Here is a 26,083-nt window from a genome sequence, read left to right on the forward strand (position 1 = left end):
GAGTCGCTGCTACCGGTGCAGCGCCGCGACCGGAAGATCGAGATCCAGCCGCAAGCCGTCGACCGCCCAGTCCCGCGCGATCCGGCCACCCAACTGCTTGATCGCGCTGAGTTCGATCAGTTTGGTGCCGAACCCGTCGTTCGTCGGTACGCTGACCGGGGGGCCGCCGCGCTCCCGCCATTCGATGCGGACACGCGCATCGGCGGCCGCAATCAATATCTGCACATCGCCCTCGGGAGACGACAGCGACCCATATTTCGCCGCGTTCGTCGCAAGTTCGTGAAACAGCAGCGCCAACGGCGTGGCGGAACGGTCGTCGATCGTCGCATCGTCGCCGACGATGACGATACGCCCTGCATAGGGGGCCAGCAGTTCGGCCAGCATGTCGGTCAGGCTGTCCTGCACGGCGCTTGGCCTTGATGCGTCGCTGTGCGGCCGCACAAAGTCATGCGCGCGACCCAGCGCCAGGATGCGCTCCCGCAGATCCTCGGCTACCGGCTTGATTTGCGGATGGTGGCGCGTGGAGAAGCTGATCAGCCCGCTGATCACCGCGAAGATGTTCTTGATGCGGTGACTGAGTTCGTGCGCGACGATCTCCCGCTGGGCCTGGATCATCTTCTGATCATGTATGTCGGTGCAGGTCCCGAACCAGCGGGTGATCGCGCCATCCCGGTCGCGGATCGGCAGCGCCCTGCCCAGCGTCCAGCGATAGGTGCCGTCCGCATTCCGCAAGCGATATTCGATCTCATAGGGGGCCCCGGTTTCCAGCGAGTGGCGCCAGGCAGACCAGGCTTTGGGCTGGTCCTCCGCGTGAAACATGCCGTTCCACCCCTCCCCGTCGGTCGATCCGGCCGGCGCCCCGGTAAACTCGTACCAGCGCGCGTTGTAGTAATCGTGGAACCCATCCGGACGGGTCGACCAGACCATCTGCGGCATCGCATCCGCCAGGATCCGGAACTTGGCTTCCTGCTCGTCCAGTTCCCGGTCGGTGCGCCGTGTTGCGCGCCGGGCATGCAGCAACGCCATGATGTTCGCCGCCAGCACGAGCAGGCCGTCGTGCTGGAGCGCGGTCAATCCGGCACGGGGCTCGCGGTCGATGACGCACAGCGCACCGAGCTGGACCTGGTCGTCCGAGACGAGGGGCGCGCCTGCGTAAAACCGGATATGGGGGTCGCCGGTTACGAGCGGGTTGTCGACGAACCGGGAATCCTTGGTGGCGTCGGGGACGACCATGATCTCGGTACCCAGCATGGCATGCGCGCAGAAGGATGTCTCGCGCGGCGTTTCCCCGACGTCCAGTCCGGTTCGCGCGGGGAACCACTGCCGCTCGCTTTCGACAATGCTGACCAAGGCGATCGGCGCCGAGCACAGGGCCGATGCGAAATCGGTGATGCGCGTCAATTCCGCGCTGCCAAGCAACTCTGCCAACCCGAAGCCTTGCAGCGCCTCGTTCCGACCAGCCTCTTCCATGAAGTATGCGCTCTCGAATTCGTCGGTCATGCGCGGAGCGTTCTTTTCCTATATTTCCGTGAGGCCAAAGCGCATGCGACGCCGCGAAACGTAGTCGGCAGCATCACCTGTCGGGAACTGCAGCTGGTACGAGCGGCATCAGAGCACTGTATTCTTCCTCTCGCGGCGTCGGGCGCCAGCCTGACGATGCCTGCGCCATGATCCTTCTTTCGCGCGGCCGTTTCGAAGACCGCGTTCGTTAACGGACTTGCATAGATCAGGTTCCTTCCGGAGCGACGCCCGTTGGTAGCAGCCGCGATCGGCGGATCCTGCTCGTTCGGGTTCCCCTGTGCCGTGCAGTGACGGGTTCTTGCCGGCTCACGCGATTCCGTCGATGACCCCGGCGCCGCGCGGGGCATATTTCGCGCCGGCGATAGCGCTATAGGCCACATCATGGACTGCATTCCCGGTCCCCTCCAGGCGGACCGTGGCAACATTGCGCTGCACGCGCACGACCGAGACGGGTTCATCGTGCCCCCTCAGGAACACCGACACGATAGATCCATCGCCGAGTGCCAGCTCGACGTTCTTGATGATTTCCTGGCCAGCCACCCCATCTTCTCCATGCATTGCGAAGTCTCCTCCGGTCCACAATGGACGTGGTACCGCTAACGCCCCTCAATGCCGGATGATGCGACGCAGCAACTTCTTTGGCGGCGACATGATGGTTAAACGCGTTGAAGCATAACTGCTTTAGCCCATCTCCGCCTGGGGATGCGAATTAAGCGAACCCCCGCCGTAAACATGCGCCGGATTCGCTTCAGGATTGCTCTGGCAAATTGCTTGAGCGCCGCTTCACGGCTTCCCCAGACGCCTCCACAGGCGGAGAATCAGCGGATTACGCCCTACCACGTCACCTCGACGGTTAGCGCGCCGCACGGTGCCAGCACATTCGCCGGGACGTCGCGAACACGTTGCCTTCAACGTTGCGGCGCGGGTCATGTGGGTGTCGAGCGGCGAAGCGGCAGCTCCAGAAAGAGTTGCGACGCATGCCCATAAAGGACGGTTAGACGTCCCTGGCGGTCACCTGGATGGGCTCGGCGAAGTTCGGACCTTCGCGGTCGATGATGCGGCGAGCGGCGCGTTCGATCGCGGCTCTGTTGGCAGTGAAGATTGCATGGGGAAGCGCATGGGCGATGCCGGATTCGTCGAGTCTCTCGAGCGCGGCATGCTCGACCTCGACATGGACGCTACGGCTGGCACCTGCATTCTGGTAGGACCATCGTGCTTCGGTCATCGGCATCTGAAAAGCGACAAATCCCACGGCGTTCCCTCTGCTGTTGCAAGAGAGGTGCCTATCGCGTCTTCGATCCGGCACCTGCACTTAGGGAAACCGCGTAAGTTACCGGATGAGCACACCTATCCAGGTTTCCGTCGGGCATTTGCCGGTTTGCCTCGCGCAGCACGCGCGCCGGGGTCACACGTCTCGCACCGTCACCCGCACCGGCTGAACAAAGCTCGGCCCCTCGCGATCGATGATGCGGCGGGCCACCTGCTCGACGACCTGCCTGTTGCCGATCAGGGTCGGCGTCGTCGCGTATTTGGCCGCTCCGGCATGGCTCAGCCGCAGCAGCGCGCGAAGCTCCACCTCGACGTCCACAAGGCGCCCGGACGCCTCGTCAGCATAGGACCAGACGGGATGCCCAAGGGGCATCTGAAAGGTGACGGTGCCGGCACGCAGCCGGACGACATCGGGCCCGTTCACCCCTGTTGCAGATCCCAACGAGCGGCGACTTCGTCGATCGTTCGGAACGCCAGGTCCTCGAGCCCCTCGGGCACGGCGACCGCCACGTCCCAATTGTGCGGGAAAGGCCAGTCCGGGGCGGCAGGCCGCGGGAGGTGGAAGCCCAACTCCAGATCTTCGTCGCCTGCGCTAAGGCGTGCGGCCACCCGCTCCAATTCGTCCCGAATCTCATCTGCACTGTGCTGCGATCTGCTCAAAGCCCCAACCCCGGCTAACGCTGATTGCGCTTCCATCGGCCAACCCATGATATTGATCGATATCGCATTTCTACTAGGGCTGGCCCCATAAACGGGATGCCCTTGGCGTGAGAGATGTGATTCACCCTGCACGTTGAGGTGGAGGGATGAATTGCCGGGAGAGTTCTGGCTGAGCGAGGAACAGTGGGAGCGGCTAAGGCCGCTGCTTCCGAACAAGCCGCGAGGTGCGCCGCGGGTGGACGACCGTCGGGTGATCATCGGCATCGTCCATGTGCTGCAGGCAGGCTGCCGTTGGAAGGACGCGTCGAGCGTCTATGGTCCGTACAAGACGCTGTACAACCGGCATAAACCTTGGTCGGAAAAAGGCGTCTGGCAGGCAGTATTTGAAGCGTTGGCCGCTGCCGGCGGACCACCCGCTGAGGTCCTGATCGACAGCACGCATGTCAAGGCCCACCGTTCGGCTGCCGGCGGAAAAGGAGGGCGTACGCCCAGGCGATCGGGATCAGCCGAGGCGGGCGCAACACCAAGATCCATGCCATCGCCGACGCCCAAGGCAAGCCGCTCGCCTTCCTCCTGACGCCTGGCCAGGCGGCAGACTATCGGGCAGCGGAGGCGTTGCTCGATGACCTGCCGGCCCGCTGCATCGTCCATGCCGATCGCGCCTATGACACCAACCGTATCCGGGACCTCATCGAGCGGCAGGGTGCTGTTCCCAACATCCCGCCCAAGGCCAACCGACGCTGGAAAAGCTGCTTCAGCCGCAGCCTCTACAAGGGATGCAACGCCATTGAGCGCATGTTGTGCCGCCGCAAGGACTGCCGACGCCTCGCCACGCGATACGACCGCATCGCTGCCATCTTTCTCGGCAGCATCCAGCTCGCCGCCAGCGTCATGTGGCGTTTGTGAGTTCCAGCCCTAGTCGACAGCGCTACGTCGCCGGGACGTTACAGCAGCGGTGAAAATGCCTCATCCCCACCGAGCCTGTACGAACCGGGATAACTCCACCGCCAGTTGATCCGCCTGCATCTGCGCTTGCATCCGACAGGCCTCGCCGCCGCCCAACACGAATGCTCCGTCATGGAAATCCACATAGGCACGATCCGGGGCACCCACGGCTTCGGGCGTCGCGACATGGATCGTGGCCGTACCGGTTCGAACGGTCTCGACCGTGGCGCGCAAGGTACCGGCCAGCCCCTTTACCGCCGCCACATAATGCCCGTCCGCGGTGGCCTTGAGCTGCATCCAGCCGGCATGGTCGTTCGGCGAGGGCATGGTGTAGCGCGCATTCAGCGGAACGCCGTCCTCGTCTACCTGCCGCCCGAGACGGTCACGCGCCGCCTCGCTTATCGACGAGGGGAACGGGACCCGCCGGGCTTGCACCAGGACTCCGTTTTCTGGTCGCTCATGTCGTTACGCTACTCGCCATGCTTGCCGGGTCGCAGGTACACCGTCCCGCCGACCTTGGTGGGGTGCTGCTGTAGCGCGCCCTCCCCGATATCCGCAAACGAACCACGCCTTGGAGACGGCCCTCCCTCTGATCCAGAGGGAAGGCCGCCCAGGTCCGGCCGCTCAGACCCCTTGCTGGTAATCGGTCGAGCGCGTCACCGTTTCCCAGCGATCGATCTCGTCGATCACCGCGTCGAGCTTCTCGCGGGCGCGCCGCAGCGCGTCGCTCCCGAGCAGCAGGTGCAGCGGCGGGTTGGGCGCGTCGACCAGTTCGAGGATCGCCGCGGCCGCCTTGTCCGGATCGCCGATCTGCCGGCCGGCCATCGCGTTGAGCCTTGCGATCCCCGTGCCGACGCTTTCCGCATAGTGCGCCCCGCCGCCCTGGCTGCGCCGGATCGAATGGTCGCTGAGAAAGTCGGTACGGAAGGCACCGGGCGCGATCGCCGTGGCCTTGAGACCGAAAGGTGCGATTTCCTGCGCCAGGCTCTGCGTCAGCCCTTCGAGCGCCGATTTGGTCGCGGAATAGAGGCCGGAGGACCCCGCCGGGGCTCGGCCCGCAATCGAGGTGATGTTGAGGATGTGACCGCTGCCTTGCCGCCGCAGTGCCGGAAGGGCTGCGCGGATCACCGCGAAGGGCGCGAAGACGTTGACCGCGAACAACCGCTGGAATTCCGCGTCGGTCGCCTCCTCCAGCGCCCCGAGCAGGCCGTAGCCGGCGTTGTTGACCAGCACATCGATGTGGCCCGCCTTCTCGAAGGCCGCATCGACGGCGGGCGCGATCGCCGCCGCGTCGGCCAGGTCGACGGGGATGACATGCAGCGTGCCGCTGCCCGCATCGAGGTCCGGCGCCCCCTCGCGCACCGTGCCGACGACGGTATCCCCCCGCGCCAGCGCGGCCTGCGCGAGTGCCTTGCCGAGCCCGCGGGAAATACCGGTGATGAACCATGTCTTCATAGCTGTTCTCCTTCGATAACGGAGATAGCTCTCTATTCGGGTGGGATAATCGGCCAGCTGCTACCCGGGCTTGTAAGATCAGCTTCACAATGCTGAGATGCGCGGCATGATCCATCCCAGCGAGTTCGGTGCCTTGCGCGCCTTTGCGGCCGTGGCCGAACAGCGAAGTTTCAGCCGGGCGGCGGAGCAGTTGGGGGTATCCTCCTCGGCGTTGAGCCAGCTGATCCGCGGGCTGGAGGAACGGCTGGGAATCCGGCTGCTCCATCGCACCACCCGCAGCGTTTCGCTCACCGAAGCCGGCGCCGCCCTGCTCGCCGAGGTCGCGCCGGCGATCGACAGCCTGGCGGGCGCGCTGGAGCAGGCACGCAGCGCCGCGCGGCAGCCGACCGGCACCGTGCGCCTGCATTGCTTCCATGCCGCCGCCGACCGGTTCGTCGTGCCGATCTTGCCGAAGCTGGCGCGCGCCTTCCCCGACATCACGCTGGATCTCACGATCGACGACACGGTCGTCGATCTCGTCGGCAGCGGCTATGATGCCGGGATCCGCATCGGCGAACTGATCGAGCGCGACATGGTCGCGCTCCGGCTCGGCGGTGACATCCGGCAGCTGGCGGTCGCTGCGCCTGCCTATCTCGCCGAGCACGGGGTTCCGCAAACGCCGAAGGACCTGCTGCAGCATCGCTGCATCCGCTGGCGCTGGCCGGGGCAGCCGGGACCCTATGCGTGGGAGTTCTTCGAGAAGGGGCACTGGTTCTCGGTCGCCGTGGAAGGCCCGCTGATCACCAGCAGCCGCGCGGTGATGGTGGACGCGGCGCTGGCCGGCGTCGGCATCGCCTTCCTCAAGGAGGAGTCAGTGGTCGACGCCTTCGCCCGGGGCGAGCTCGTCCCGCTCCTGACAGACTGGTCGGTCCCCTTTCCGGGCTATTATCTGTGCTACCCCCAGCAGCGGCAGATGGCGCCGGCCCTGCGCGCGGTGATCGACACGATCCGCGCGGCTGCGCCCGATTAGCAACAGCGTGCTTGATCGCGAGCTTCTTCGAGCAGTTGATTTTGCTGCCGAGACCTGCCCGCCCGGGCCCTACAAATGCCCCGCACCGCCGTCGCAGAAGTCTTCGTGGCGCAGACATGTTGCGTCGACCCCGCCAAGCATCTATGCGCCGTACATTCGCAAGGACCCGGTGAAATTCCGGGTGGCTATTCCGGCCGCCGATCCGCCGGACAACAACACGCACCAATCCTGTCGGCGCTGCTTGGCGCCCTGTGCCCTGTTGTGGATTTTCAATGACTTTCGATTTCACCGCGTACCGCCGCCAGTGGTTCACGGGCGGCATCGCCGCTCGCCGGGACGTGCTGGCCGGCATCGTCGTCGCCCTGGCGCTGATCCCCGAAGCGATCGGCTTTTCCATCATCGCCGGGCTCGACCCGCGCGTGGGGCTCTACGCTTCCGTCGCAATCGCGATGACCATATCCCTCGTCGGGGGGCGTCCCGGCATGATCTCGGCCGCGACGGCGGCAGTCGCCGTCCTCGTCGGCCCGCTCGTGCGCGAACACGGCGTCGAATACCTCTTCGCCGCAACGATCCTGATGGGCGTGATCCAGATCGTGGCGGGCGTGCTGCGGCTCGATCTGGTCATGCAGTTCGTTTCGCGCTCGGTCATCACCGGCTTCGTCAACGCCCTCGCCATCCTGATCTTCCTGGCGCAGCTGCCGCAACTGACACATGTCGGCTGGCAGACCTACGCGATGGTCGCCGCCGGTCTGGCGATCCTCTACGGTTTCCCCCGCATCACCAAGGCGGTCCCCTCGCCGCTGGTCGCTATCCTCGTGCTGAGCGCGGTCAGCATCGCGTGTGCGCTGCCGGTCCAGACGGTGGGCGACATGGGCAAGCTGCCGCAGGGCTTGCCGAGCTTCGCCCTGCCGCAGGTCCCGCTGACCCTGGAGACGCTGCGGATCATCCTGCCCTATGCGCTCACCATGGCGGCGGTGGGGCTGCTGGAATCGCTGCTCACCGCGCAGATCGTGGACGACATGACCGACACCGACAGCAACAAGCGCCGGGAATGTGGCGGACAAGGCGGCGCGAACATCGTCGCGGCCCTGTTCGGCGGCATGGGCGGCTGCGCGATGATCGGCCAGTCCGTCATCAACGTCACGTCCGGGGGGCGTGGGCGCCTCTCCACCTTCGTCGCGGGCGCCTTCCTGCTCTTCCTCCTCGCCGTGCTGGGTCCCTATGTCGGGCGCGTCCCGATGCCGGCGCTGGTGGCGGTGATGATCATGGTCTCGATCGGGACCTTCAGCTGGAACTCGATTGCGAACCTTCGCCGGCACCCGCCGACCTCCTCCATCGTGATGCTGACCACGGTCGTGGTGGTGGTCGCGACGCACGACCTGTCGCTGGGCGTCCTTGCAGGCGTCCTGCTCTCCGGGATCTTCTTCGCCGGCAAGGTGCAGCGCATGTTCTCGGTGGAGCGGGAGCTTTCCGCAGACGGGACGCGCGCCGTCTACCGGGTGTCGGGCGAAATCTTCTTCGCCTCGGTGAACCGCTTCACCCGCGCCTTCCAAGGGGAGGATCGCGCGGACCAGGTGGTGATCGACGTGACGGCGGCCCATTTCTGGGACATCTCCGGCGTCGGCGCGCTGGACAAGATCGTCGCGCGGCTCCGCCGCGACGGCCGTACCGTCGAGGTGATCGGCTATAACCATGCGAGCGCGGACCTCGTCGACCGTTTCGCGCTGCACGACAAGACCGGCGTCGAACTGGGGCTGGCGCCGCACTGAGCCCCCAGGTGGCGCGCAACGGCGGTTGCGGCCACCTTTTCGCTCAACGGGCGTTCAGCGTGCACATATGCTGAAAAGTGCAATCAACCCCCGCGTGTTCCGGGGGGCCTCGGCGCTCATCCTGGCCTTGCTCGGCGTCACCATCGCGATGCCCGGCAGCGCAGACCTGACCTTCAAGGCGGCGCAGGCCTGGACCATCGACACGTTCGGGTGGTTCTACATCGCCGCCGTCGCGGTGTTCCTGGTCGTCGTCCTCGCGCTCGGCTTCGGGCCGGCGGACAAGCCCAAGCTCGGGCCGGACAATGCCGAGCCGGACCTCCCCTATCTCTCCTGGCTCGCGATGCTGTTTGCCGCCGGGATGGGCATCGGGCTGATGTATTTTGCCGTAGCCGAGCCGATCCAGCACTATACGGCGCTGGAGGCGTCTGGGGTGCCGGCTGAAGCGATCGAATCTGGAGCCCGGTAAGCATGGGGCCACGGCTCCTGAAGCGTTCGTCGCCCCATGATTCGTGGCCCTTTTTGAGCGGGCCACAGCGGAACATAATGAGAAAATATGGGACCGCGCTAGGCCCATTTTTTCGCAGTTTTCCGCGGTTTTCTACAATGTTCTCAATATGTACTGGTGCGCTTACAGGACTCACATCGGGCGCTGTAACCCGCAGAAAAGCGTGGGTTTTGGCGGAGCCTTCGATCCGTGGCCCCTTCGTGGCCCACCAAAAAATCTGGTCCGAAACCCGGACACGAACCCTCGCCCGATGAACCAATTTGGTACTTTTTAGGCCCGAGTCGCGACACTCTTTCGGGTGGGTCTCTCAACCATATATTGCCCTCATTCCTGTTCAAGGAGGAGCAACGGAAGGCGGAGCCGGTCGACCGCTGACCGCGCGGCAGGGCGCTGGTTAGGTCGAGCCTTGCCGCGTTCCATAAGGATAAGGTTATCGGCCTCACATGCGCATCTAGGCGATCAAGGACGCCAGCAGAACGACTTCCCGCTTTGGCAACTGTCGCTAACGGGCATGGACTGAAGCTACCGTCTGGATCAGCTCTGAAATGGTCCGCGACGGCAACCAGAATGATGCGTTTGCAGCTCTTTTGACGGAAGGATGATCCGTAGACATGTCTTCTTCGAAAAGACGGTGGGTGGGCAGACGAACTCAGCATTCGAAAGCCACCCGCCAGAGCAGTGTTCGGGGTAGAAGCGTTGAAGCCGAGCCATGTTCATTTCATCGGTTCGCTCCCCGCACCCTTGCGAAACCGCGGTCGCTATCGAGGAAGGACGCGAGCATCGCCGGGATCAGATCCGTCACCGCCTCCTTCTGCCCATAGGTTTCGGCATATAGCGCAGCATAGTCCTGCAGCCGCTGGTGCAGGTCGGGCGTGATGTGGATCGCCAGCTTGACGGGCTTTCGATCCGGTAGCTTTGCGAGTTTCAAATCAGGCATGTCGGCCTCCTATCCGCGCCAGGGCGCGAGGATCAGGTCCTTGTGGACCACGAGCAGCACGTTCGTGCCGGGACGAACTGTCAGCGTCGGCTGGACGTTGAGATTGCGTGAGGTGATCTGGTCGCCCGCACGCGCGACATTCTGCTGCGTCGACTGCCGGATCGCCCGGACCAGATCGCTGTCGCCGGAAACCGTCAGCTCCGAGCCCACGCCGAGAAGGGTCGACAGCGCAACGCCCTTGAGCAGCGTCCAGGTGTGGAAGTCCACCTTGTCCTGCAGGCCGGCATATCCCGAGGCATCGGTCGCCGGCACGTTGTCGATCCGGAGCGAGCTTCCGTCCGGCAGCAGGATGCGCTGCCAAATGACGAGTGCGCGCTTCTGCCCGAACGCGACCACCGAGTCGTAGCTTCCAACGAGCCTTGCGCCTTGCGGAATAAGCAGGATGCGCCCGGAGGGACTGTCGAACACGTTCGCCGTCACCTGCGCCGTGACCAGGCCGGGCAGATCGGACCGGAGACCGGACATCAGGCTTGCTGGGATCACACTGCCAGCAGAGAGGAGATATGGCGACGGCGCGGCTTCCAGCCTGTGCGGATTGACGTCCGCCGATGTGTCGCGCGTGGTGACGAACTGGGCCTTGCGGCTCTGAGCGTTGGGATCGCGCTCCGGATCGACTGCCAGCGTTGGCGCTTCCGTGGTCACGGGTGTCAGCGGAGCAGCGATCTCCGCTGACACCAGCGCCGATGGCCTGCTCTGGTTCTGCACCAGGAGTCCCGACGCGCGTGCTGCCTTCAGCTCCGAAAGCTGCCGATCGCGCTCCTGCGCCGCGGCCTGTGCCTCCACCCTCCCCGGCCCGTCCGCGTCATTCGCCTCCAATTCGGCCGCCATGCGACGCTGGCGCTCAAGGATGGGCCGCCCCAGGTCGCCCGGCAGCGGCGGGCCGAGCTTTGGAACCTCGCCATAGCTTGCGGGGAGCCTGTTCAAGGTATCGGGCGGCGCCTGTCTGCTCGGTTCCGATAGCTCCTTCCGTTCAGCTGCCGCCAGCCGCAGCCGCGATCCCAAAGCACTCCATGCCACGGCGACAAGAGCGACCGAACCCAGTGCCGCGATAGCGATGATCACGCCGCGCCGGAACCGGATGGCGCGCGGAGGCTTGACCCGGATCGCCAGCGATTCTGGGTCGAGCTTCGGGGTTGGCGGGACAGCATCCTCGCTCATGAGCGCTTGCCTTTCGGCGCTGGAACGTCGGTGACCCGCTCGATGCGGACGACCTGCTGCTTGCCGGTGCCGAGCCGCAATTCGGCCCGGTCGAAGATCCGATCGACGACATAGAAGCGACCGCGCATCCGGTAGTTGACCAGCTCGGCCTCCCCCGTAGCCCCGATCACGAACAGCGGCGGTGCCTCGCCGACCGCGATGCTCGCCGGGAACTCGACGAAGGTCTGTCGCCCGTCGTCGAAGGCGCGGAGCGGTCGCCAAGCCGGGCTGTCGCCAATCACCGTATAGTTGAAGTGCAGGCTGTCGACCGACAGGCTCGCAGCGATCGGGGCTGTCGCCGCCACCTGGGCTTCCTTCTGCCGGAGCGCGATCAGCTGGTCGGCAGGATAGGTCCAGGACAGGGCGGCCATTGCGGTCCGGGACGTTGCCGTAAGCTGGAGATGGTAGCTGCGGCGATCGGTGGTGATCACGAGGTTGGTGGCAAGGCCGCTCGCAGAGGGCTTCACGAGGATATGCGTACGCTTGTCGGTTCCGCTTCCGCTGGTGGTGTCGCCGATGACCCAGCGTACCGTATCGCCTGCCGCGACAGCGACGAGGTTCTCGCCATACTGCAAGGCAAGGTCGGTCACGGCACCCGGCGCCGTATAGACCTGATAGATCATGCCCTCGCTGAAGGGATAGACCTGCACCGCGTTGACGAAGCCCTGGGCCTGCGGCTGCTGGGTAGCTGCGCGATTGGCAGCAGCGACGCGCGCGGCGCCGGGGCTGAAAGACTTGCGCACCTGCTTGCGGACCGGCGGCTTTGCAGGCGGGGACGCGGTGGCGGTCGGCGCCGGGATCGGTTTGGCCGGAGGCGGCGGGGAAGGTTGGGCCCATGCGGATACCATGGCGAGGGAAGCCGCCGATAGGGCGAGCAAAAGCTTCATGACTGGACCTCCGTGCTGAGCTGCGCCGGGGCAGCGGGATCGACTGGGAAACTGGTCGGCGCCGAGACGGGAGCGGACGGCGGGAGCGTCGGCGTGGCTGCAGGCTTCGGGGCGGCCGGCGCGTCCAGTTCCCGGCTCCAGTCGATCGCGTCGACATAGACACCGAGCGGATTGCGGCGGAGCGTGTCGGCATCCTTGGGCGGGGTGATCGCGACGGTCAGGATAGCCGTCCAGCGCGACGTGCCGGTCTCGGCGCCGCGCTCGAACGCGGTCTCGCTCCATTTGACCTGAAACGAGCGGTTGGATGCCCGCACCACGCTGGTGACCTGCACCGTCACCGTCTTCTCGCCGATGGCACCGAACGGATCGGCCCCGCGGGCATAGTCGCCGAGGAACTGCGCGCCGCGCTTGGTGGCGAAGTCATAGGCGTCCAGCCAGTTCCGACGCACCAGCACCGGATCGAGCGACCGGCCGCGGACATTGGCGATGAAGCGGGACAGGTGCCAGGCGATCTGCGGGTCGGTCGGGCGGTACCCGGCCTCGGCCTCGGTGACGGCACGCGCCTCCCCCAGCCGATCGACTTCGACGACAAAGGGCATCACCCGGCTCTGCGCCGACTGCCAGGCGAGCGCACCCGAAAGACCAGTGGCGAGCGCAAGGCACCCGAACGCCATCAGCCGCCAGTTCCGCGCCTGCACGCGGGCCAAGCCGATCTGCTCGTCCCAGAGCTGCCCGGCCCGCTGGTACGGCGTCTCCGGTTCGGGGGTTCGTCCATAGCGCTGGACGGCGCGTCTGAAGACCATCGGCTAGTCCCTTTCCTTGATGTCTGGGGGTGCGGAAGCGCCGCCGCGATCGCCCTGCTGCAGGGCATGCAAGGCGACCTGGCGGTGATGGCGGGTGGTCTGCTGGCGCTGCATGGCGCGAGCCCATGCAGGCACGGCTTCTTCGGCGGCGGACTGCGAGCCGGTATCGCCGCCCGTGCGATTGAGCGCGTTCCAGGCTGCCTGGCGGCCGCGTGAGGCCGCCTCGCCCAGGCCAAGCGCGCTGGAGGCCCGCGCGCGTGCGGCATTGCCGGCGGCGCGAGCCACCCCGCCCAGCCCCGCCGACATGGTCGGCGCTGCTGCCGTCTCCTTGCCCAGCGTGTAGGCCGTGGGAGCAGCCGATCCCATCGCAGTACCTGCGCGGACGGCCCCCAGCGCGGCCCCGCCCAGCATGCGGGCACCGCCGACGGCAGCACCGCCGGCAAGCATTGCCATGCCGGCCGCGCCGACCGTGGTGCCAAGCGCCGCGCCCGCGCCGAGCTGCGGCGCACCGGACACGAGGCCCGAAGCGATTCCGGGTCCGAAGATGCCCAGCCCGAAGAGCGTCAGGCTGGCGAGCATCAGGCTCATCGCCTGGCCGATATCGGGCTCCTGCCCCTGCAGCGCGCTGGTGAACTCGCTGAAGAAATTGGCGCCGATGCCGACGATGACGGCGAGCACCATCACTTTGACGCCCGACGAGACGACATTGCCGAGCACCCGCTCGGCAAGGAAGCTGGTGCGGTTCCACAGCGCGAAGGGCACGAGGAGGAAGCCGGCCAGCGAGGTAAGCTTGAACTCGACGATCGTGACGAACATCTGCACGGCGAGCAGGAAGAAGGTCAGGATCACGACCGCCCAGGCGAACAGCAGCACCGCGATCGTCAGGAAATTATCGAAGAAGGTCGTGAAGCCCATCAGCTGGGACACCTGGTCGAGCAGCGGCCATGCGGCGGCGAAGCCCGTGCCGGCGAGACGACCGGGCTTGAGCAGATCCTCGGCCGACAGCGTGCCCCCGCCGGCGGTCAGCCCGGCCTGCGCGAACGAGCGGAAGATGATGTCGGCAAGCGTCGAGAAGCTGTTCAGGATGAACGCGAACGCGCCGATGTAGAGGATCTTGCGCAGGAAGCGGCCGATGACATTGTCCTCGCCGCCCATCGCCCAGAACAGGCCAGCCAGCGTGATGTCGATGCCGATCAGGGTCGCGGTAAGGAAGCGGACATCCCCGCCCAGCAGACCGAACCCGCTGTCGATGTAGCGGGTGAAGGCAGCCAGGAAGCGATCGATGACGTTGAGGTCGTTCACGGTGGCGATGTCCTGCGCTGGAGGAGTGCCGCGAGACGGGACCGGGGGTGAGAGCCCCGCCCCGCGGCGGACGACGGCGGGAGGCAAGACCGCCGCCGCCCTGGCCGGCGGCGCTACCTGGGGGTGTAGGCCGAGCCGGAGCCGAGGAACCTGCGGGTTGCCGCGCGCGCGTCGATCTCGGCCTGGGCGCGGCGCGCATGCTCGATCGCCTCGGCGCGGTACTGCGCGGCCATCATGTTCTGGATCTGGAACTGCTGCTTGGCGGCGAGCGCGAGCAGCTGGTTGGTCGCCTGCTGCGCCTGGAGCGCACCCTCCGCGCCCTGGCTCTTGGCAACGATCCCGCTCAGCGCCTGGGCATCGGCCGTGACATTCTCGGTCACCTGCGCCTGGACGGTCATCGTCTGCTGATAGGCCGACATGGCGGTATCGAGGCGGGCACGCGCGGCGACGACCTGCTCGTTGGTTCGGAGCGCCGCCGAGAAGCTCTGCGGGAAGAGCTGGCGGAACTGCTGGTCGAGCCCGGACACGCGGAACTGGATGGCTTGCGCCTGCCCCATCAGCCGGTCGACCTGCTGCAGCGTCTGGGTGAGCGCCTGGAGCTCGGGGAAGTCGATCCGGGTCAGGTTCTTGGCCTGGTTGATCAGCATCGTCGCTTCGTTCTGGAGCGACTGGATCTGGTTGTTGATCTGTTGGAGGGTGCGCGCGGCAGTGAGGAGGTTCTGGCTGTAGTTGCTGGGATCGAACACGGTGAACTGCGCGCGGGCCGGCGTGCAGGTCAGCGCCATGGCGAGCGATCCGGCCGTCCCGACGCCCAGGGCGCTCGCGACCAGATATTTGCGGGTGCGGATACGCATCACATCACTCCTTGTCTTGAGGGTCGGGGAAGGTAGCGAGGAGCTCGGCGGCCCAGTCGAGTCCGCGATCGGCGAGGAAGTGCGCGGCGAAGTCGGCGTGCCCGCCCTCGGCGAGCATCGCGTCGATGCGGGCCTGTGTCGCAGCATCGGAGGCGCCGCACAGGGCCAGCGCGATCGGGCCCAGCCCCAGCTCGAACAGGCGGTTGCCGCGCGCGGACTGCAGGTAATAGTGGCGCTTCGGCGTCGCGCGGCTGACCAGCTCGATCTGCCGCTGGTTGAGCCCGAACCGCACATAGGCCTCGCGGCTCTGCGGCTCGAGCGCTCGGTCGTTGGGCAGCAGGATGCGCTGCGGACAGCTTTCGAGGATGGCGGGCGCGATGCTGCTCGACGCAATGTCGGCAAGGCTCTGGGTCGCGAACAGCACGGCGACATTCTTCTTGCGTAGCACCTTCAGCCATTCGCGGATGCGTGCGGCGAACAGGGGATGGTCGAGGAAGATCCAGGCCTCGTCGAGGATCAGCAACGTCGGCCGACCGTCGAAGCGCTCCTCCAGGCGGTGGAACAGGTAGGTCAGCACCGGCGCGATCACGCCGGCCTGCCCCATCAGCGCCTCGGTCTCGAAACACTGGACATCGGCGAAAGCGAACTGCTGCTCGGCTGCGTCCAGCAGCCGGCCATAGGGACCTTCGAGCGTATAGGCGCTAAGCGCGGTGCGCAGCGCATTCGACTGGAGAAGCAGCACCAGCCCAGTCAGGGTGCGTTCCTCTACCGGCGCCGACGCCAAGCTGCCCAGCGCGGACCATACGGCGTCCTTGACCTCGGGCGTGACCAGCACCTTCTCGTGCGCGAGCAGCGCCGCGATCCATTCGGCGGCCCAGCTCCGCTCGGCGGCATCCTCGATCCCGCGGAGCGGCTGGAAGGCCAGCGTGTGCCCCGCATCGGCGCCCATCCCCAGCGCATGGTGGGCGCCACCCATCGCCAGCACGGCGGCGCGGGCCGAGAAGCCCTTGTCGAAGATATAGACCTGCGCGTCGGCGTAGCGGCGGAACTGCAGGGCGATCAGCGCCAGCAGCACCGACTTGCCGGCACCGGTAGGTCCGACCACCAGCATGTGACCGACATCGCCGAGATGGGTCGACAGCCGGAACGGCGTTGATCCGGCGGTGCTGGCGTGGAGCAGCGGCGGACCGTCCAGATGCGCATTGCGGCTCGGCCCCGCCCAGACCGACGACAGCGGCATCAGATGGGCAAGGTTCAGCGTATGAACGAGCGGCTGGCGGACATTGGCGTAGACCTGCCCCGGCAGCGACGAGAGCCAGGCCTCGACGGCGTTGACGCCCTCGCGGATGCAGGTGAAGCCGAGCCCGCCCACGATCCGCTCGACCTGCCGGACCTTGTCCTCGACTTGCGCGCGATCACTGTCCATCACCGTGATCGTGGTGGTCAGGTAGCCAAAGGCGACATGGTCGCCGCCCAGCACCTGCAGCGCCAGATCGGCATCCACCACCTTGTTGTCGGCATCGCTGTCGAGCAGCTGCGATGGCTGGTTGTACATCACCTCCCGCAGAAGCGCGGTGACCGACTTGCGCTTGTTGAACCACTGCCGACGGATTTTGGTCAGCGCCTTGGTGGCGTCGCCCTTGTCCAAGGCGAGGAAGCGCGTGACCCAGCGATAGGCGAAGTCCTGGTGGTTGAGGGCATCAAGGATGCCCGGCCGGCTCATGCTCGGGAAACCAAGGATGGTCAGGGTACGGAGATGATGGTCGCCCAATCGCGGCTCCAGGCCGCCGGTCAGCGGCGTATCGGCGAGCAACGCGTCTAGGTAGATCGGCGTGTCCGGCACCGCGACCGCCTTTTGCCGCGTCGAGATCGTGCCGTGCAGGAACGTCAGTGTCTCGCTGTCGTCCAGCGCATGGACCTCGGGCATGAAGCTCGCGAACAGGTCGAGCGCACGGTCGGTCTCGGCGATGAAGTGCGCCAGCGCCCCGCGCCAGTCCCGCCCCGCCCCGGCGTCGGGCCGCTCGACCAGCGACCGTCCGGCGGCCTCGGCGCTGTCAGGCGCCGGAAGCCAGACGAGGGTCAGGTGGTAGCGGCTTTCGAAATTGGCGCCTTCCCCCATGAATGCCGCGCGGCGCTCCTGGTCGACCAGCCAGGATGCGGCGTCGGGGAAATCGCTGTCGGGATAGGCGGCGGCCTCGCGCCGCTCGGCATTGAAGAACAGGGCCCAGCCGCTGCCGAACCGCTTGAGCACATTGTTGGCGCGCGCGCAGGCGGAGATCAGCTCGGCCTCGGTGGCGGACTCGAGATCGGGTCCGCGGAAGCGGAAGGTACGCTGGAAGCACCCATCCTTGTTGAGGACGACGCCGGGCGCGACCAGCGCCGCCCAGGCAAGATGGTCGGCGAGCCGATCCGCGCGGCGACGATATTCGGCGAGGTTCAGCACGCGAAATATCCTTTCTGCCGGAGGTGGCGAAGCAGGACGGGCGCGAAGTGCGGGTCCCGCCGCGCGGCGAACACGGCAATGCTGTGCCCGACGGCCCAGAGCACCAGCCCGGCCAGCCACTGCTGCAGTCCGAGGCCGACCGCCGCGGCGACGGTCCCGTTGACGATCGCAATCCCCCGGGGCGCACCGCCGAGCAGGATTGGCGAGCCTAAGCTCGCATGGATCGGTGCCTCGAAGCCTGGCAGGTGCTGGCCGGTGTCGCTCATGCGACCAGCGCTCCCCCGCCGAAGCTGAAGAAGCTGAGGAAGAAGCTCGAGGCGGCAAACGCGATCGACAGCCCGAAGACTATCTGGATCAGCCGCCGAAAACCGCCGCTGCTTTCGCCGAACGCCAGCGACAGTCCGGTCGTGATGATGACGATGACGGCAACGATCTTGGCGACCGGCCCCTGGACCGACTCGAGCACCTGCTGAAGCGGTTCCTCCCACGGCATGCCGGATCCCGCGGCATGGGCCGACGTGGCAAATGCGATGCCGATGGCGGCAAGTTCGACGAGGCGCGCGCGGCGTGCCGGGATCTTGGCGAATTGCATGATCAATCTCCTTCGGGGCTGGGGGGCAAGAGAAGGTCGGCGAGCGCGTAGCTGCCGGTGTCCGGATCGAGCGCGGCGACGCGGGCGACCTGCGAGACCCGGCGGTGAAGACCGCGGCCGGAGACGAACACGATGACGTCGATCGCCTCGGCGATGAGCTGGCGCGGCACAGTGACCACCGCCTCCTGCACCAAGCCTTCAATGCGGGTGAGCGCGGACAGCGCGCTGTTGGCGTGGACCGTGGCGATGCCGCCGGGATGGCCGGTGTTCCACGCCTTGAGCATGTCGACTGCCTCGGGCCCGCGAACCTCACCGACGATGATGCGATCGGGGCGCAGCCGGAGGGTCGAACGGACCAGGTCCGCCATGGTCACCACGCCGGGCCGTGTGCGGAGCGCAACCGTGTCGGCGGCAGGGCTTTGCAGTTCGCGCGTGTCTTCGATCAGAAGGATGCGCTCGTCGAGGCACGCCATCTCGGCGAGCAGTGCATTGGCGAGCGTGGTCTTGCCTGAACTGGTCCCGCCGGCGATCAGGATGTTGTGGCGCAGGAGGACGCAGGCTTTCAGCCGGTCGGCAGCCAGTCGCGTCATGACGCCATCGGCCACATAGTCGTCGAGCCGATAGAGGCGTTCGGCCGGCTTGCGGATCGAGAAGCACGGCGCGGTGGACACCGGCGGCAGCACACCCTCGAACCGCTCCCCTGCCCGCCCTTTCTCGTGCGGTGGGAGTTCGGCCGACACGATGGGAGCATCGCCATGCACCTCGGCGCGCGCATGCGCGGCGACAAGCCGGATGACCCGTTCGACCTGCGCGGCCTCCATGCGAATGCCGGTGTCGGAGCGCCCCTCCCCCAACCGGTCCAGCCGGAGCGCGCCGTCGGGGTTGACCATGATCTCGGTGACGCGTGGATCGGCGAGCGCTGCGGCGATCGCCGGGCCCATGGCCGTCCGCAGCATCGCGCGCCGCCGATCGCCGCAAATGCCGGCGGTCATTGGCCGGTCTCCGTGGAACCGATCGTCCTGCGGCCAGCCGCAACCTGCCTGCCGACCTGGGTGACGAACGCCTCGAACCGCTTGGCGCCCATGGCGCGACCCGCCTGGTCGCTCTCGGCAAGCGGCGCATGGATGGCAAGCTCGTAGCGGACAAACAGTGCCAGGGTCTCGAGCAGGACATGCTCGTTCCGCTCGATCCGGCCGATCGCTGTCGTCATGCGGTCCAGCCTAAGGCCGAAGCGCTCCTCCAGCTCGGACACGCCGCGCCGGTTTAGCCAGGCAGTGACGGCATCCGCCAGGATCGCCGACTTCGATGCGCCCGGCTTTGCCGCAAGTGCTTCCAGTCGATCGCTGACGGGCTTTGGCAGGAAGAGCTGGTGGCGGACCTTCTCGACCATGGTCAGAGCTCCACCTGCATGTCGCCGGCCCGATGCCCGCCGGTACCATCCGCCCCTGCGTCCATCGCGAAGGCGACGCGCGCGATGCCGGAGGCACCAGCCCGATCCATGGCACGCTGGTCGGCGGCCGGATCATCCTCGTCCTGGCCGAGCCCCAACACCTCGGTGGGCGTGGGTTCGGCAACCGGCTTCTCCGGAAGCTCCTGCCCGGGATGACACGCCTTTTCGAGCCCGCCATCCTCATCCTCGCGCTGCTCTGCCGCACCTTCTGCGAGGCGCGTATCCATTTTACGGACGACACCGGCCCAATCATTTGCCCGCGGCGCAGGCCGATCGGCAAGGTCGCCCTCACCGAGCACGGGCGGGGCCAGGATCCGGGCCTTGAAGACGGCTTCCTTGTAGTAGCGTAGCTTGGTGGCGCGGATCGGCGGCGTACCCGCCACCAGCACCAGCTCGTCCGTCGGCGGCAACTGCATGACCTCGCCTGGCGTCAGCAGCGCCCGCGCCGTCTCCTGCCGGCTGACCATGACATGGGCGAGCCAGGGCGCCAGCCGATGCCCGGCATAGTTGCGCATCGCGCGTTGCTCGGTGGAAGTGCCGAGGGCATCGGAAATGCGCTTTGCGGTCCGATCGTCGTTGGTCGCGAAGGCGATACGGACATGGCAATTGTCGAGGATGGCGTTGTGCTCGCCATACGCCTTTTCGATCTGGTTAAGGCTCTGGGCGATCAGGAAGGCCCGGACGCCGTAACCGGCGAGAAACGCCAGGCTGGTTTCGAAGAAGTCGAGGCGCCCGAGCGCCGGGAACTCGTCGAGCATCATCAGCAGCTTGTGGCGGCCATCGGTGCGGGCGCCCTTCTTGGCTTCCAGATGCTCCGTCAGGCGCCGGCCGATCTGGTTGAGCACGAGACGGATCAGCGGCTTGGTGCGGCTGATGTCCGAAGGCGGCACCACCAGGTAGAGCGACACCGGCGCCTCGGCTTCGACCAGGTCGGCGATGCGCCAGTCGCAGCGCGAGGTAACGGCCGCTATCGTCGGATCCCGGTAGAGGCCGAGAAACGACATGGCGGTCGACAGCACGCCGGAGCGTTCGTTTTCGGACTTGTTCAGCACCTCGCGTGCCGCCGATGCGACCACCGGGTGGACGGCGGGCGCTTCCGGCGTGCCGAGATGATTGGTGGTCATCATCCGATCGAGCGTGTCGGTGAACTTCCGCTGCGGATCGGACAGGAAGGACGCGACGCGGGCCAGCGTCTTCTCCTCCTCGGCGTAGAGGACATGAAGGATCGCGCCGACCAGCAGCGAATGGCTGGTCTTCTCCCAGTGATTGCGGCGCTCCAGCGCTCCTTCGGGATCGACCAGGATGTCGGCGATGTTCTGGACGTCGCGCACCTCATCCTTGCCGCGACGGACCTCGAGCAGCGGATTGTACCGCGCCGATCGCGCATCCGTCGGATTGAACAGGAGGCAATGTGAGAAACGCTGGCGCCAGCCAGCTGTCAGCTGCCAGTTCTCGCCCTTGATGTCGTGGACGACCGCCGAGCCGGTCCAGCCAAGAAGCGAGGGTATGACGAGGCCCACGCCCTTGCCGCTCCGGGTCGGCGCGAACGCCATGACATGCTCGGGGCCGTCATGGCGTAGGTACTGCCGGCCCACGCGGCCGAGAAACACACCGGCCTCCGTGACAAGCCCAGCGGCGCGAATGTCTTGAAAGCTCGCCCAGCGGGCGGAGCCGTAAGTCGTGACATGGCGCCGCTGACGGGCACGCCAGAGGGATCCGAAGATTGCTGCCCCGCATCCGATCAGGCCACTCGTCGCCGCGATTGCGCCAGCTTCTTCGAAGATTGTCGGGGCGTAGGCCTCGAACGAGAACCACCAGCCGAACAATGCCCATGGCCGATAGAACGGACGCCCGAAGGCGACAAACCAGGGTCTGCCCAGCTCGGGCTGATACGCCAGTTCTGCGGCTGCCCACTGCGTCGCAAACCATACGCCCGCCAGTACGATGACGAGCACGATCAGGATCTGTCCAATGAGCAGTTTGGTGGGAGTCATGCGGGCCTCCGCCTGCCAGTTCAGCCTGTGCGGGTTCAGCCGCTACATTCCGCCTTTCCGGTCTGGCGCATCAGTAGCCTTCTGGTGCCGTTCGCTACTGCTCCGGTGCAATTCGCGGCGCAGCGTACGATGAATGAGCGTTGTTTTCCGGGCCAAGCAGCTACAACAGGATCGCTCCGACCGGCTGCGCTCCGGAAGAATGCTTCTGCTGATGCCCGCCTACCTTCCATCGTTGAGCATTCGAGCGGATGTCCGGCTCTATAGCGCGCGCTCCGAAGGCAGAGGCCACAGGTTCGAATCCTGTCGGGTGCGCGATTTTTCAATGGCTTAGGTGGATCAGCAGCAGACTTGTCAAATATACGTCAAGTATACACGGCCGGACCCCTGCGGTTGCCGGCGCACGCCTCTGTCCGACTCCGACCGGTTGCAGCTTTGACCGCTCTCAGATTCGTCGCGGAAATTAGGGCCAGAGGCGCCAGATGATGAGCTGCCAATCTGCCCTCGGACGCCCGCATCCAGACCTCAGGGAGCGGCAATGAGTACGGAAGCCGAAGGGCTCAATTTGGGACGTTGCGGCCATTCCCAAGTGATATGCGGAACGGCAGCTTCGTTCAGGAGCCGTCGTTCCAACGTCCGCCCGACCCGTATCGTAAACGACGCCGTAAGCCCAATCCATTAGAGTCGCTTTGATGCAAACAAGGTGGGAGGCATATCGACTTTACGTACCGGACTCTTGCTTTGGGGTAGCCCATCGCGAGGGGAGCTCAGCCTGGACCCGGCGATTTGCATACTGCCCCCGACAGCAAGTGCTTCGCCCACCAGAATGAGAGTCGGCTGATCGTTGGAAAAGGCCGATATTGCGATATGGAGCAGATCAAGGCGAGTGTGCAGGAGCCGCTCGCTGGCAAGGCTCACATCGCATGCAACCAGCACCGGCGTGGCACCCGAAAGCCCCGCGGCCGTGAGATTGCGGCTGATCTCTGCAGCAGCACTTCGCCCCATGTAGAACACGGTCGTGCAATGCGGGTCCGCCAGCGCTACCCAGTCCAGATCGAGCGGCGCATCGCCGCGCTTGTGCGCGGTGGCGAACTGCACGCGCCGTGCCAGTCCCCGCAGCGAGAGCGAGACGCCCGCCGAGGCCGCCGCCGCGCTGGCGGCGGTGATGCCGGGGCAAATTCGCACCGGCACGCCGGCCTGAACGAGGGTCGAACACTCCTCCATCGAACGGCCAAAGATTGAGGGATCGCCGCCCTTCAGCCGGACCACCCGTTCGCCCGCCTGAGCCGCGGCGACGAGAAGCTCGTTGATCGTCCCCTGCGCCTTGGAATGCCGGCCGGCGCGCTTGCCCACCGGCACCCGCCGCACCGATGCCGGGATCAGCGCCAGAACATCCTCGCCCACCAGCGCGTCGTAGAACACGATTGTCGCGGTGCGCAGCAGCCGCTCGGCCTTGCGGGTCAGCAGGTCGGGATCACCGGGCCCCGCGCCGACCAGCCAGACGCTGCCTGCGAGAAATTCGTCAGCCATGCACAACCTCCTTTGGCATGTCGGTGAGAATGCGGGCAAGCGCCGGGCGGCAGGATCCGCAATTGGTGCCGGCCCCCAGCGCCGCGCCGATCGCGGCAACGTCCTGCAGCCGCTGATCGCGGATCGCCGCAGTGATGGTGTGCAGGCCGACGTCGAAACAGGCGCAGACGATCGGCCCCCGATCGCTCCGCCGCCCCGGTGCGCGGCCGGCGAGGACCTGCGGCCCTTGGGGCTGGTCAAGCTGCGCGATCAGCCAGTCGCGGCTCGGCAGCTCGCCGTAGCGGGTGACGAACAGCGCCGCGGCAAGTCTGCCCTCCCGCAATACCGCCACGCGCAGGGTACCGCGCGCAGGATCGCGCGCCTCGATCCGCTCGCCCGGGGGCAGCGCCCGGTCGAGCGCGCCCGCGTCGCCGGTTCCGGCGAGTTCATAGAGCGCACCGCCCGGCACCGTCACGCGCGTCGCCCACAGACAATCCGGCGCCGGCGTCTCGCCCCGCACGATCAGAAAGCCGCGCCAGTCAACCGCCACTGGCGCGATTCGCGCGGGGGAGAGCTTGAACCCCGGTTGGCCCGAATGCGGATCGGCGAGATCGCGGGCGAGCAGTCCCGTGCGGCCGCCACGCGCCTGCTGATCCGTCCAATGTATCGGCGTGAACAGTTCGCCCCGGCGCTGGCCGGAATGATGGGCGACGCGGAACAGGCTGTCGCCCTGCGGCGTCGTTACCCGCGCGAGCGCGCCATCGGCTAGGCTCAGAGCGACGGCGTCTGCCGGGTTAATCTCGACCAGCGGCTCCTCCCGATGCCGGGCGAGCTTAGGCGACAGGCCTGTCCGCGTCATCGTATGCCACTGGTCGCGGTAGCGGCCAGTGTTCAGCGTCATTGGCCAGTCGCGCAGCGGCGCGTCCAGCGAGCGCTGTGCCACCGGGACAAGCCGGGCGAGGGCGCTCGGCGTGGGATAGTGCCCCTCGGCGAACGGCGCGACATTCCACTGGAAAGGCGCCATCGCATCATAGGCATGATTGCCGATCGCGGCCTGCGCCTTCAGGTCGAGCATCCGTGCGCCATCGTTGCGATAGGCGGTCAGCCGGGCGTGCTCGCGCCAGATTTCGGCAGGACGATCATAGGCGAAGGCGGTGCGGAACCCCATCCGCCGGGCGACGTGGGTGACGATCCACCAGTCGGGTTTCGCCTCGCCGGGCAGCGGCAGGAAGGCGCGCTGGCGGCTGATCGTGCGTTCGGAGTTGGTGACGGTGCCGTCCTTCTCTCCCCAGGCGGCAGCCGGCAGGCGGACATGGGCGTGGACGCTGGTATCGGTCTCGGCGATGACGTCGGACACGACAATGAAGGGACAGCTGGCCAGCGCCTCGCGCACGCGGCCGGCATCGGGCATCGAGACGGCGGGGTTGGTCGCCATGATCCACAAGGCCTTGATCCGGCCTTCGCCCACAGCGCGGAACAGGTCGACGGCTTTCAGGCCGGGCTTGGTCGCCATGCGCGGAGCAGCCCAGAAACGGCCGACATCGGCAATGTCCTCCGCCCCGAAGCCGCGATGCGCCGCCAGCGTCGAGGCCAGCCCGCCCACCTCGCGCCCGCCCATCGCATTGGGCTGACCGGTGATCGAAAAGGGCGCCGCGCCGGGCGTGCCGATCCGACCGGTGGCAAGGTGCAGGTTGAGGATCGCATTCACCTGATCGGTGCCGCGGATCGACTGGTTGATGCCCTGGCTGAACAGCGTGACGGTGCGCGGGTGCGCCGCGAAAAGCTGGTAGAAACGCTGGAGATCTGCAGGCGCCAGATCGCAGGTCTGGGCGCTGGACCAGAGATCGTGCCCCTCGCCCAGCGCCTCCCAAAACCCCTCCGGCACGTCGAGGTTCGCGGCGTCAGCCAAGCCCTCGGCTCGGCAATGCGCGAGCAGGCCGTTGAACAGCGCCACGTCGCTGCCGGGGCGCAGCGCCAGATGCAGGTCCGCTTCCTCGGCCGTTTCGGTGCGGCGCGGGTCGATGACGACCAGCCTGGTTCCGCGCTCGGCCCGCGCCGCCATGATACGCTGATAGACCACCGGATGGCACCAGGCGGTGTTCGATCCCACCAGCACGATCAGATCGGCGGCTTCGAGATCGGCATAGCTGCCGGCAACCACATCCTCGCCGAATGCGCGCATATGCCCCGCCACCGCGCTCGACATGCAGAGCCGCGAGTTGGTGTCGATGTTGGCCGAGCCGATAAAGCCCTTCATCAGCTTGTTGGCGACATAATAATCCTCGGTCAGCAGCTGGCCCGAGACGTAGAAGGCGACGCTGTCCGGGCCGTGTTCGGCAATCGCCTCGCGGAAGCGGCGAGCAACGAGGTCGAGCGCCTTGTCCCAGCTGGCGCGGCGATCGCCGATCATCGGGTGGAGCAGGCGCCCCTCTAGCCCTACGGTTTCCCCGAGATGCGTGCCCTTGGAGCAGAGCCTGCCGCGATTGGCCGGGTGGTCGGGATCGCCCTCGATGTGGACCGTCCGCTCGGCGGTGACGGTCGCGCGGATGCCGCAGCCGACGCCGCAATAGGCGCAGGTGGTGCGGGTGGCCGCGCTCACGCCGCCGCCCGCACCGGGCTGGCGAGAAGGATCCGCTCGCCCTCCATTCGTACCGGCACCACCGGCGTGCAGCCGGCATCCTGTTCCAAAGCGGTGCCGGTCGCGAGGGAGATTCGCAGATTGTGAAGCGGGCAGGCCACCGCATGGCCATGGACGATGCCTGCGCTCAGCGGTCCGCCCTTGTGCGGACAGCGGTCGACCAGCGCAAAGACCTGGTCGTCATGGGTGCGGAACACCGCCACGGGTTCCCCGGCAAGCGAAAGCGTACGGCTGCCCCGCAGCGGCAGGTCGGCGAGCGTGCCGATATCGATCCAGTCGGTCATCCG

General features: G+C 66.7%; 25 protein-coding genes, 1 pseudogene and 1 other annotated feature. Of the genes and pseudogenes, 4 read left to right on the forward strand and 22 right to left on the reverse strand.

The window, feature by feature from the left end:
* Positions 1 to 9 precede the first annotated feature (9 nt).
* The 5 genes from ABIC65_RS11925 to ABIC65_RS11945 all read right to left on the reverse strand — a co-directional run bounded on the left by ABIC65_RS11925 (position 10) and on the right by ABIC65_RS11945 (position 3,399).
* Positions 10 to 1,500, reverse strand: coding sequence for a PAS domain-containing protein (locus ABIC65_RS11925; protein ID WP_354308920.1), 1,491 nt, complete (start codon positions 1,498 to 1,500; stop codon positions 10 to 12).
* A gap of 327 nt (positions 1,501 to 1,827) precedes the next feature.
* On the reverse strand, positions 1,828 to 2,061 hold the full coding sequence (locus ABIC65_RS11930) for a hypothetical protein (RefSeq protein WP_354308922.1): 234 nt from the start codon (positions 2,059 to 2,061) through the stop codon (positions 1,828 to 1,830).
* A 454-nt stretch (positions 2,062 to 2,515) separates the two neighbouring features.
* The gene (locus tag ABIC65_RS11935) at positions 2,516 to 2,746 is read right to left on the reverse strand and encodes a DUF1488 family protein (protein WP_354308924.1); all 231 of its coding nucleotides are present in this window, start codon (positions 2,744 to 2,746) and stop codon (positions 2,516 to 2,518) included.
* 180 nt (positions 2,747 to 2,926) lie between these two features.
* Positions 2,927 to 3,214 carry a hypothetical protein gene (locus ABIC65_RS11940; RefSeq protein ID WP_354308926.1) on the reverse strand — a complete coding sequence of 96 codons (288 nt, stop codon included), beginning with the start codon at positions 3,212 to 3,214 and terminating at the stop codon, positions 2,927 to 2,929.
* Positions 3,211 to 3,399 carry a hypothetical protein gene (locus ABIC65_RS11945; protein ID WP_354308928.1) on the reverse strand — a complete coding sequence of 63 codons (189 nt, stop codon included), beginning with the start codon at positions 3,397 to 3,399 and terminating at the stop codon, positions 3,211 to 3,213. Before ABIC65_RS11945 ends, ABIC65_RS11940 begins: the two co-directional genes overlap by 4 nt.
* Positions 3,400 to 3,601: 202 nt before the next feature.
* Between ABIC65_RS11945 and ABIC65_RS11950 the strand changes: the two are divergent.
* Positions 3,602 to 4,356: pseudogene (locus ABIC65_RS11950) on the forward strand (IS5 family transposase).
* Positions 4,357 to 4,416: 60 nt separating this feature from the next.
* On the opposite strand, the gene ABIC65_RS11955 reads toward ABIC65_RS11950, so the two are convergent.
* A complete protein-coding gene (locus tag ABIC65_RS11955) occupies positions 4,417 to 4,830 on the reverse strand; it encodes a hypothetical protein (RefSeq protein ID WP_354308930.1) in 414 nt (137 codons plus the stop codon).
* A gap of 189 nt (positions 4,831 to 5,019) precedes the next feature.
* Positions 5,020 to 5,850 (reverse strand): oxidoreductase, encoded by an 831-nt coding sequence (locus ABIC65_RS11960; RefSeq protein ID WP_354308932.1) that lies wholly within the window; start codon positions 5,848 to 5,850, stop codon positions 5,020 to 5,022.
* A 106-nt stretch (positions 5,851 to 5,956) separates the two neighbouring features.
* Between ABIC65_RS11960 and ABIC65_RS11965 the strand changes: the two genes are divergently transcribed.
* The 3 genes from ABIC65_RS11965 (at position 5,957) to ABIC65_RS11975 (ending at position 9,094) form a co-directional block, all read left to right on the forward strand.
* Positions 5,957 to 6,859 carry a LysR family transcriptional regulator gene (locus ABIC65_RS11965; RefSeq protein WP_354308934.1) on the forward strand — a complete coding sequence of 301 codons (903 nt, stop codon included), beginning with the start codon at positions 5,957 to 5,959 and terminating at the stop codon, positions 6,857 to 6,859.
* A gap of 159 nt (positions 6,860 to 7,018) precedes the next feature.
* Positions 7,019 to 7,074 (forward strand) — a sequence feature (sul1 is cis-regulatory element that is thought to sense ions involved in sulfur or methionine metabolism; They are found in Alphaproteobacteria).
* A 57-nt stretch (positions 7,075 to 7,131) separates the two neighbouring features.
* Positions 7,132 to 8,628, forward strand: a complete 1,497-nt coding sequence (locus tag ABIC65_RS11970) for a SulP family inorganic anion transporter (protein ID WP_354308936.1) — start codon at positions 7,132 to 7,134, stop codon at positions 8,626 to 8,628.
* Positions 8,629 to 8,695: 67 nt separating this feature from the next.
* Positions 8,696 to 9,094, forward strand: a complete 399-nt coding sequence (locus tag ABIC65_RS11975; protein ID WP_354308938.1) for a BCCT family transporter — start codon at positions 8,696 to 8,698, stop codon at positions 9,092 to 9,094.
* Between the two features lie 757 nt (positions 9,095 to 9,851).
* Here ABIC65_RS11975 and ABIC65_RS11980 read toward each other — a convergent pair.
* The 15 genes from ABIC65_RS11980 to nirD form a co-directional block, all read right to left on the reverse strand.
* A complete protein-coding gene (locus ABIC65_RS11980; RefSeq protein ID WP_354308940.1) occupies positions 9,852 to 10,070 on the reverse strand; it encodes a DUF2274 domain-containing protein in 219 nt (72 codons plus the stop codon).
* Positions 10,071 to 10,079: 9 nt separating this feature from the next.
* Positions 10,080 to 11,288 carry a TrbI/VirB10 family protein gene (locus tag ABIC65_RS11985; RefSeq protein ID WP_354308942.1) on the reverse strand — a complete coding sequence of 403 codons (1,209 nt, stop codon included), beginning with the start codon at positions 11,286 to 11,288 and terminating at the stop codon, positions 10,080 to 10,082.
* Complete coding sequence (trbG, locus tag ABIC65_RS11990; protein ID WP_354308944.1) at positions 11,285 to 12,214, reverse strand: P-type conjugative transfer protein TrbG; 930 nt, start codon at positions 12,212 to 12,214, stop codon at positions 11,285 to 11,287. Before trbG ends, ABIC65_RS11985 begins: the two co-directional genes overlap by 4 nt.
* Positions 12,211 to 13,017 (reverse strand): conjugal transfer protein TrbF, encoded by an 807-nt coding sequence (trbF, locus tag ABIC65_RS11995; RefSeq protein WP_354308946.1) that lies wholly within the window; start codon positions 13,015 to 13,017, stop codon positions 12,211 to 12,213. Before trbF ends, trbG begins: the two co-directional genes overlap by 4 nt.
* Before the next feature lie 3 nt (positions 13,018 to 13,020).
* Complete coding sequence (gene trbL, locus ABIC65_RS12000) at positions 13,021 to 14,319, reverse strand: P-type conjugative transfer protein TrbL (RefSeq protein ID WP_354308948.1); 1,299 nt, start codon at positions 14,317 to 14,319, stop codon at positions 13,021 to 13,023.
* Between the two features lie 113 nt (positions 14,320 to 14,432).
* Positions 14,433 to 15,173: a P-type conjugative transfer protein TrbJ gene (gene trbJ / locus ABIC65_RS12005; protein WP_354308950.1), complete on the reverse strand. Its 741-nt coding sequence runs from the start codon at positions 15,171 to 15,173 to the stop codon at positions 14,433 to 14,435.
* A gap of 4 nt (positions 15,174 to 15,177) precedes the next feature.
* On the reverse strand, positions 15,178 to 17,616 hold the full coding sequence (gene trbE / locus ABIC65_RS12010) for a conjugal transfer protein TrbE (protein ID WP_354308952.1): 2,439 nt from the start codon (positions 17,614 to 17,616) through the stop codon (positions 15,178 to 15,180).
* The gene (locus ABIC65_RS12015) at positions 17,610 to 17,882 is read right to left on the reverse strand and encodes a VirB3 family type IV secretion system protein (RefSeq protein WP_354308954.1); all 273 of its coding nucleotides are present in this window, start codon (positions 17,880 to 17,882) and stop codon (positions 17,610 to 17,612) included. The genes trbE and ABIC65_RS12015 overlap by 7 nt, the downstream gene beginning before the upstream one ends.
* On the reverse strand, positions 17,879 to 18,208 hold the full coding sequence (locus ABIC65_RS12020) for a TrbC/VirB2 family protein (RefSeq protein ID WP_064313465.1): 330 nt from the start codon (positions 18,206 to 18,208) through the stop codon (positions 17,879 to 17,881). The genes ABIC65_RS12015 and ABIC65_RS12020 overlap by 4 nt, the downstream gene beginning before the upstream one ends.
* 2 nt (positions 18,209 to 18,210) lie before the next feature.
* Complete coding sequence (trbB, locus tag ABIC65_RS12025) at positions 18,211 to 19,200, reverse strand: P-type conjugative transfer ATPase TrbB (protein WP_354308956.1); 990 nt, start codon at positions 19,198 to 19,200, stop codon at positions 18,211 to 18,213.
* Complete coding sequence (locus ABIC65_RS12030) at positions 19,197 to 19,598, reverse strand: CopG family transcriptional regulator (protein ID WP_354308958.1); 402 nt, start codon at positions 19,596 to 19,598, stop codon at positions 19,197 to 19,199. Before ABIC65_RS12030 ends, trbB begins: the two co-directional genes overlap by 4 nt.
* A 2-nt stretch (positions 19,599 to 19,600) precedes the next feature.
* On the reverse strand, positions 19,601 to 21,652 hold the full coding sequence (locus tag ABIC65_RS12035) for a conjugal transfer protein TraG (RefSeq protein ID WP_354308960.1): 2,052 nt from the start codon (positions 21,650 to 21,652) through the stop codon (positions 19,601 to 19,603).
* Positions 21,653 to 22,327: 675 nt separating this feature from the next.
* A complete protein-coding gene (gene cobA / locus ABIC65_RS12040) occupies positions 22,328 to 23,179 on the reverse strand; it encodes a uroporphyrinogen-III C-methyltransferase (RefSeq protein WP_354308962.1) in 852 nt (283 codons plus the stop codon).
* On the reverse strand, positions 23,172 to 25,757 hold the full coding sequence (locus tag ABIC65_RS12045) for a molybdopterin-dependent oxidoreductase (RefSeq protein ID WP_354308964.1): 2,586 nt from the start codon (positions 25,755 to 25,757) through the stop codon (positions 23,172 to 23,174). The genes cobA and ABIC65_RS12045 overlap by 8 nt, the downstream gene beginning before the upstream one ends.
* On the reverse strand, positions 25,754 to 26,080 hold the full coding sequence (nirD, locus tag ABIC65_RS12050; protein WP_354308966.1) for a nitrite reductase small subunit NirD: 327 nt from the start codon (positions 26,078 to 26,080) through the stop codon (positions 25,754 to 25,756). The genes ABIC65_RS12045 and nirD overlap by 4 nt, the downstream gene beginning before the upstream one ends.
* Positions 26,081 to 26,083: the final 3 nt, after the last annotated feature.

This window comes from Sphingomonas trueperi, from assembly GCF_040545665.1.
GTDB lineage: Bacteria > Pseudomonadota > Alphaproteobacteria > Sphingomonadales > Sphingomonadaceae > Sphingomonas > Sphingomonas trueperi_B.

Bases quoted from the DNA above. Each gene is read 5' to 3' on its own strand.
- ABIC65_RS11925 (WP_354308920.1), bottom strand. From the start codon at position 1,500: ATGACCGACGAATTCGAGAGCGCATACTTCATGGAAGAGGCTGGTCGG.
- ABIC65_RS11935 (WP_354308924.1), bottom strand. From the start codon at position 2,746: ATGACCGAAGCACGATGGTCCTACCAGAATGCAGGTGCCAGCCGTAGC.
- ABIC65_RS11960 (WP_354308932.1), bottom strand. From the start codon at position 5,850: ATGAAGACATGGTTCATCACCGGTATTTCCCGCGGGCTCGGCAAGGCA.
- ABIC65_RS11965 (WP_354308934.1), top strand. From the start codon at position 5,957: ATGATCCATCCCAGCGAGTTCGGTGCCTTGCGCGCCTTTGCGGCCGTG.
- ABIC65_RS11970 (WP_354308936.1), top strand. From the start codon at position 7,132: ATGACTTTCGATTTCACCGCGTACCGCCGCCAGTGGTTCACGGGCGGC.
- ABIC65_RS11975 (WP_354308938.1), top strand. From the start codon at position 8,696: ATGCTGAAAAGTGCAATCAACCCCCGCGTGTTCCGGGGGGCCTCGGCG.
- ABIC65_RS11980 (WP_354308940.1), bottom strand. From the start codon at position 10,070: ATGCCTGATTTGAAACTCGCAAAGCTACCGGATCGAAAGCCCGTCAAG.
- ABIC65_RS11985 (WP_354308942.1), bottom strand. From the start codon at position 11,288: ATGAGCGAGGATGCTGTCCCGCCAACCCCGAAGCTCGACCCAGAATCG.
- trbG (WP_354308944.1), bottom strand. From the start codon at position 12,214: ATGAAGCTTTTGCTCGCCCTATCGGCGGCTTCCCTCGCCATGGTATCC.
- trbF (WP_354308946.1), bottom strand. From the start codon at position 13,017: ATGGTCTTCAGACGCGCCGTCCAGCGCTATGGACGAACCCCCGAACCG.
- trbJ (WP_354308950.1), bottom strand. From the start codon at position 15,173: ATGCGTATCCGCACCCGCAAATATCTGGTCGCGAGCGCCCTGGGCGTC.
- ABIC65_RS12015 (WP_354308954.1), bottom strand. From the start codon at position 17,882: ATGAGCGACACCGGCCAGCACCTGCCAGGCTTCGAGGCACCGATCCAT.
- ABIC65_RS12020 (WP_064313465.1), bottom strand. From the start codon at position 18,208: ATGCAATTCGCCAAGATCCCGGCACGCCGCGCGCGCCTCGTCGAACTT.
- trbB (WP_354308956.1), bottom strand. From the start codon at position 19,200: ATGACCGCCGGCATTTGCGGCGATCGGCGGCGCGCGATGCTGCGGACG.
- ABIC65_RS12030 (WP_354308958.1), bottom strand. From the start codon at position 19,598: ATGGTCGAGAAGGTCCGCCACCAGCTCTTCCTGCCAAAGCCCGTCAGC.
- ABIC65_RS12035 (WP_354308960.1), bottom strand. From the start codon at position 21,652: ATGACTCCCACCAAACTGCTCATTGGACAGATCCTGATCGTGCTCGTC.
- cobA (WP_354308962.1), bottom strand. From the start codon at position 23,179: ATGGCTGACGAATTTCTCGCAGGCAGCGTCTGGCTGGTCGGCGCGGGG.
- nirD (WP_354308966.1), bottom strand. From the start codon at position 26,080: ATGACCGACTGGATCGATATCGGCACGCTCGCCGACCTGCCGCTGCGG.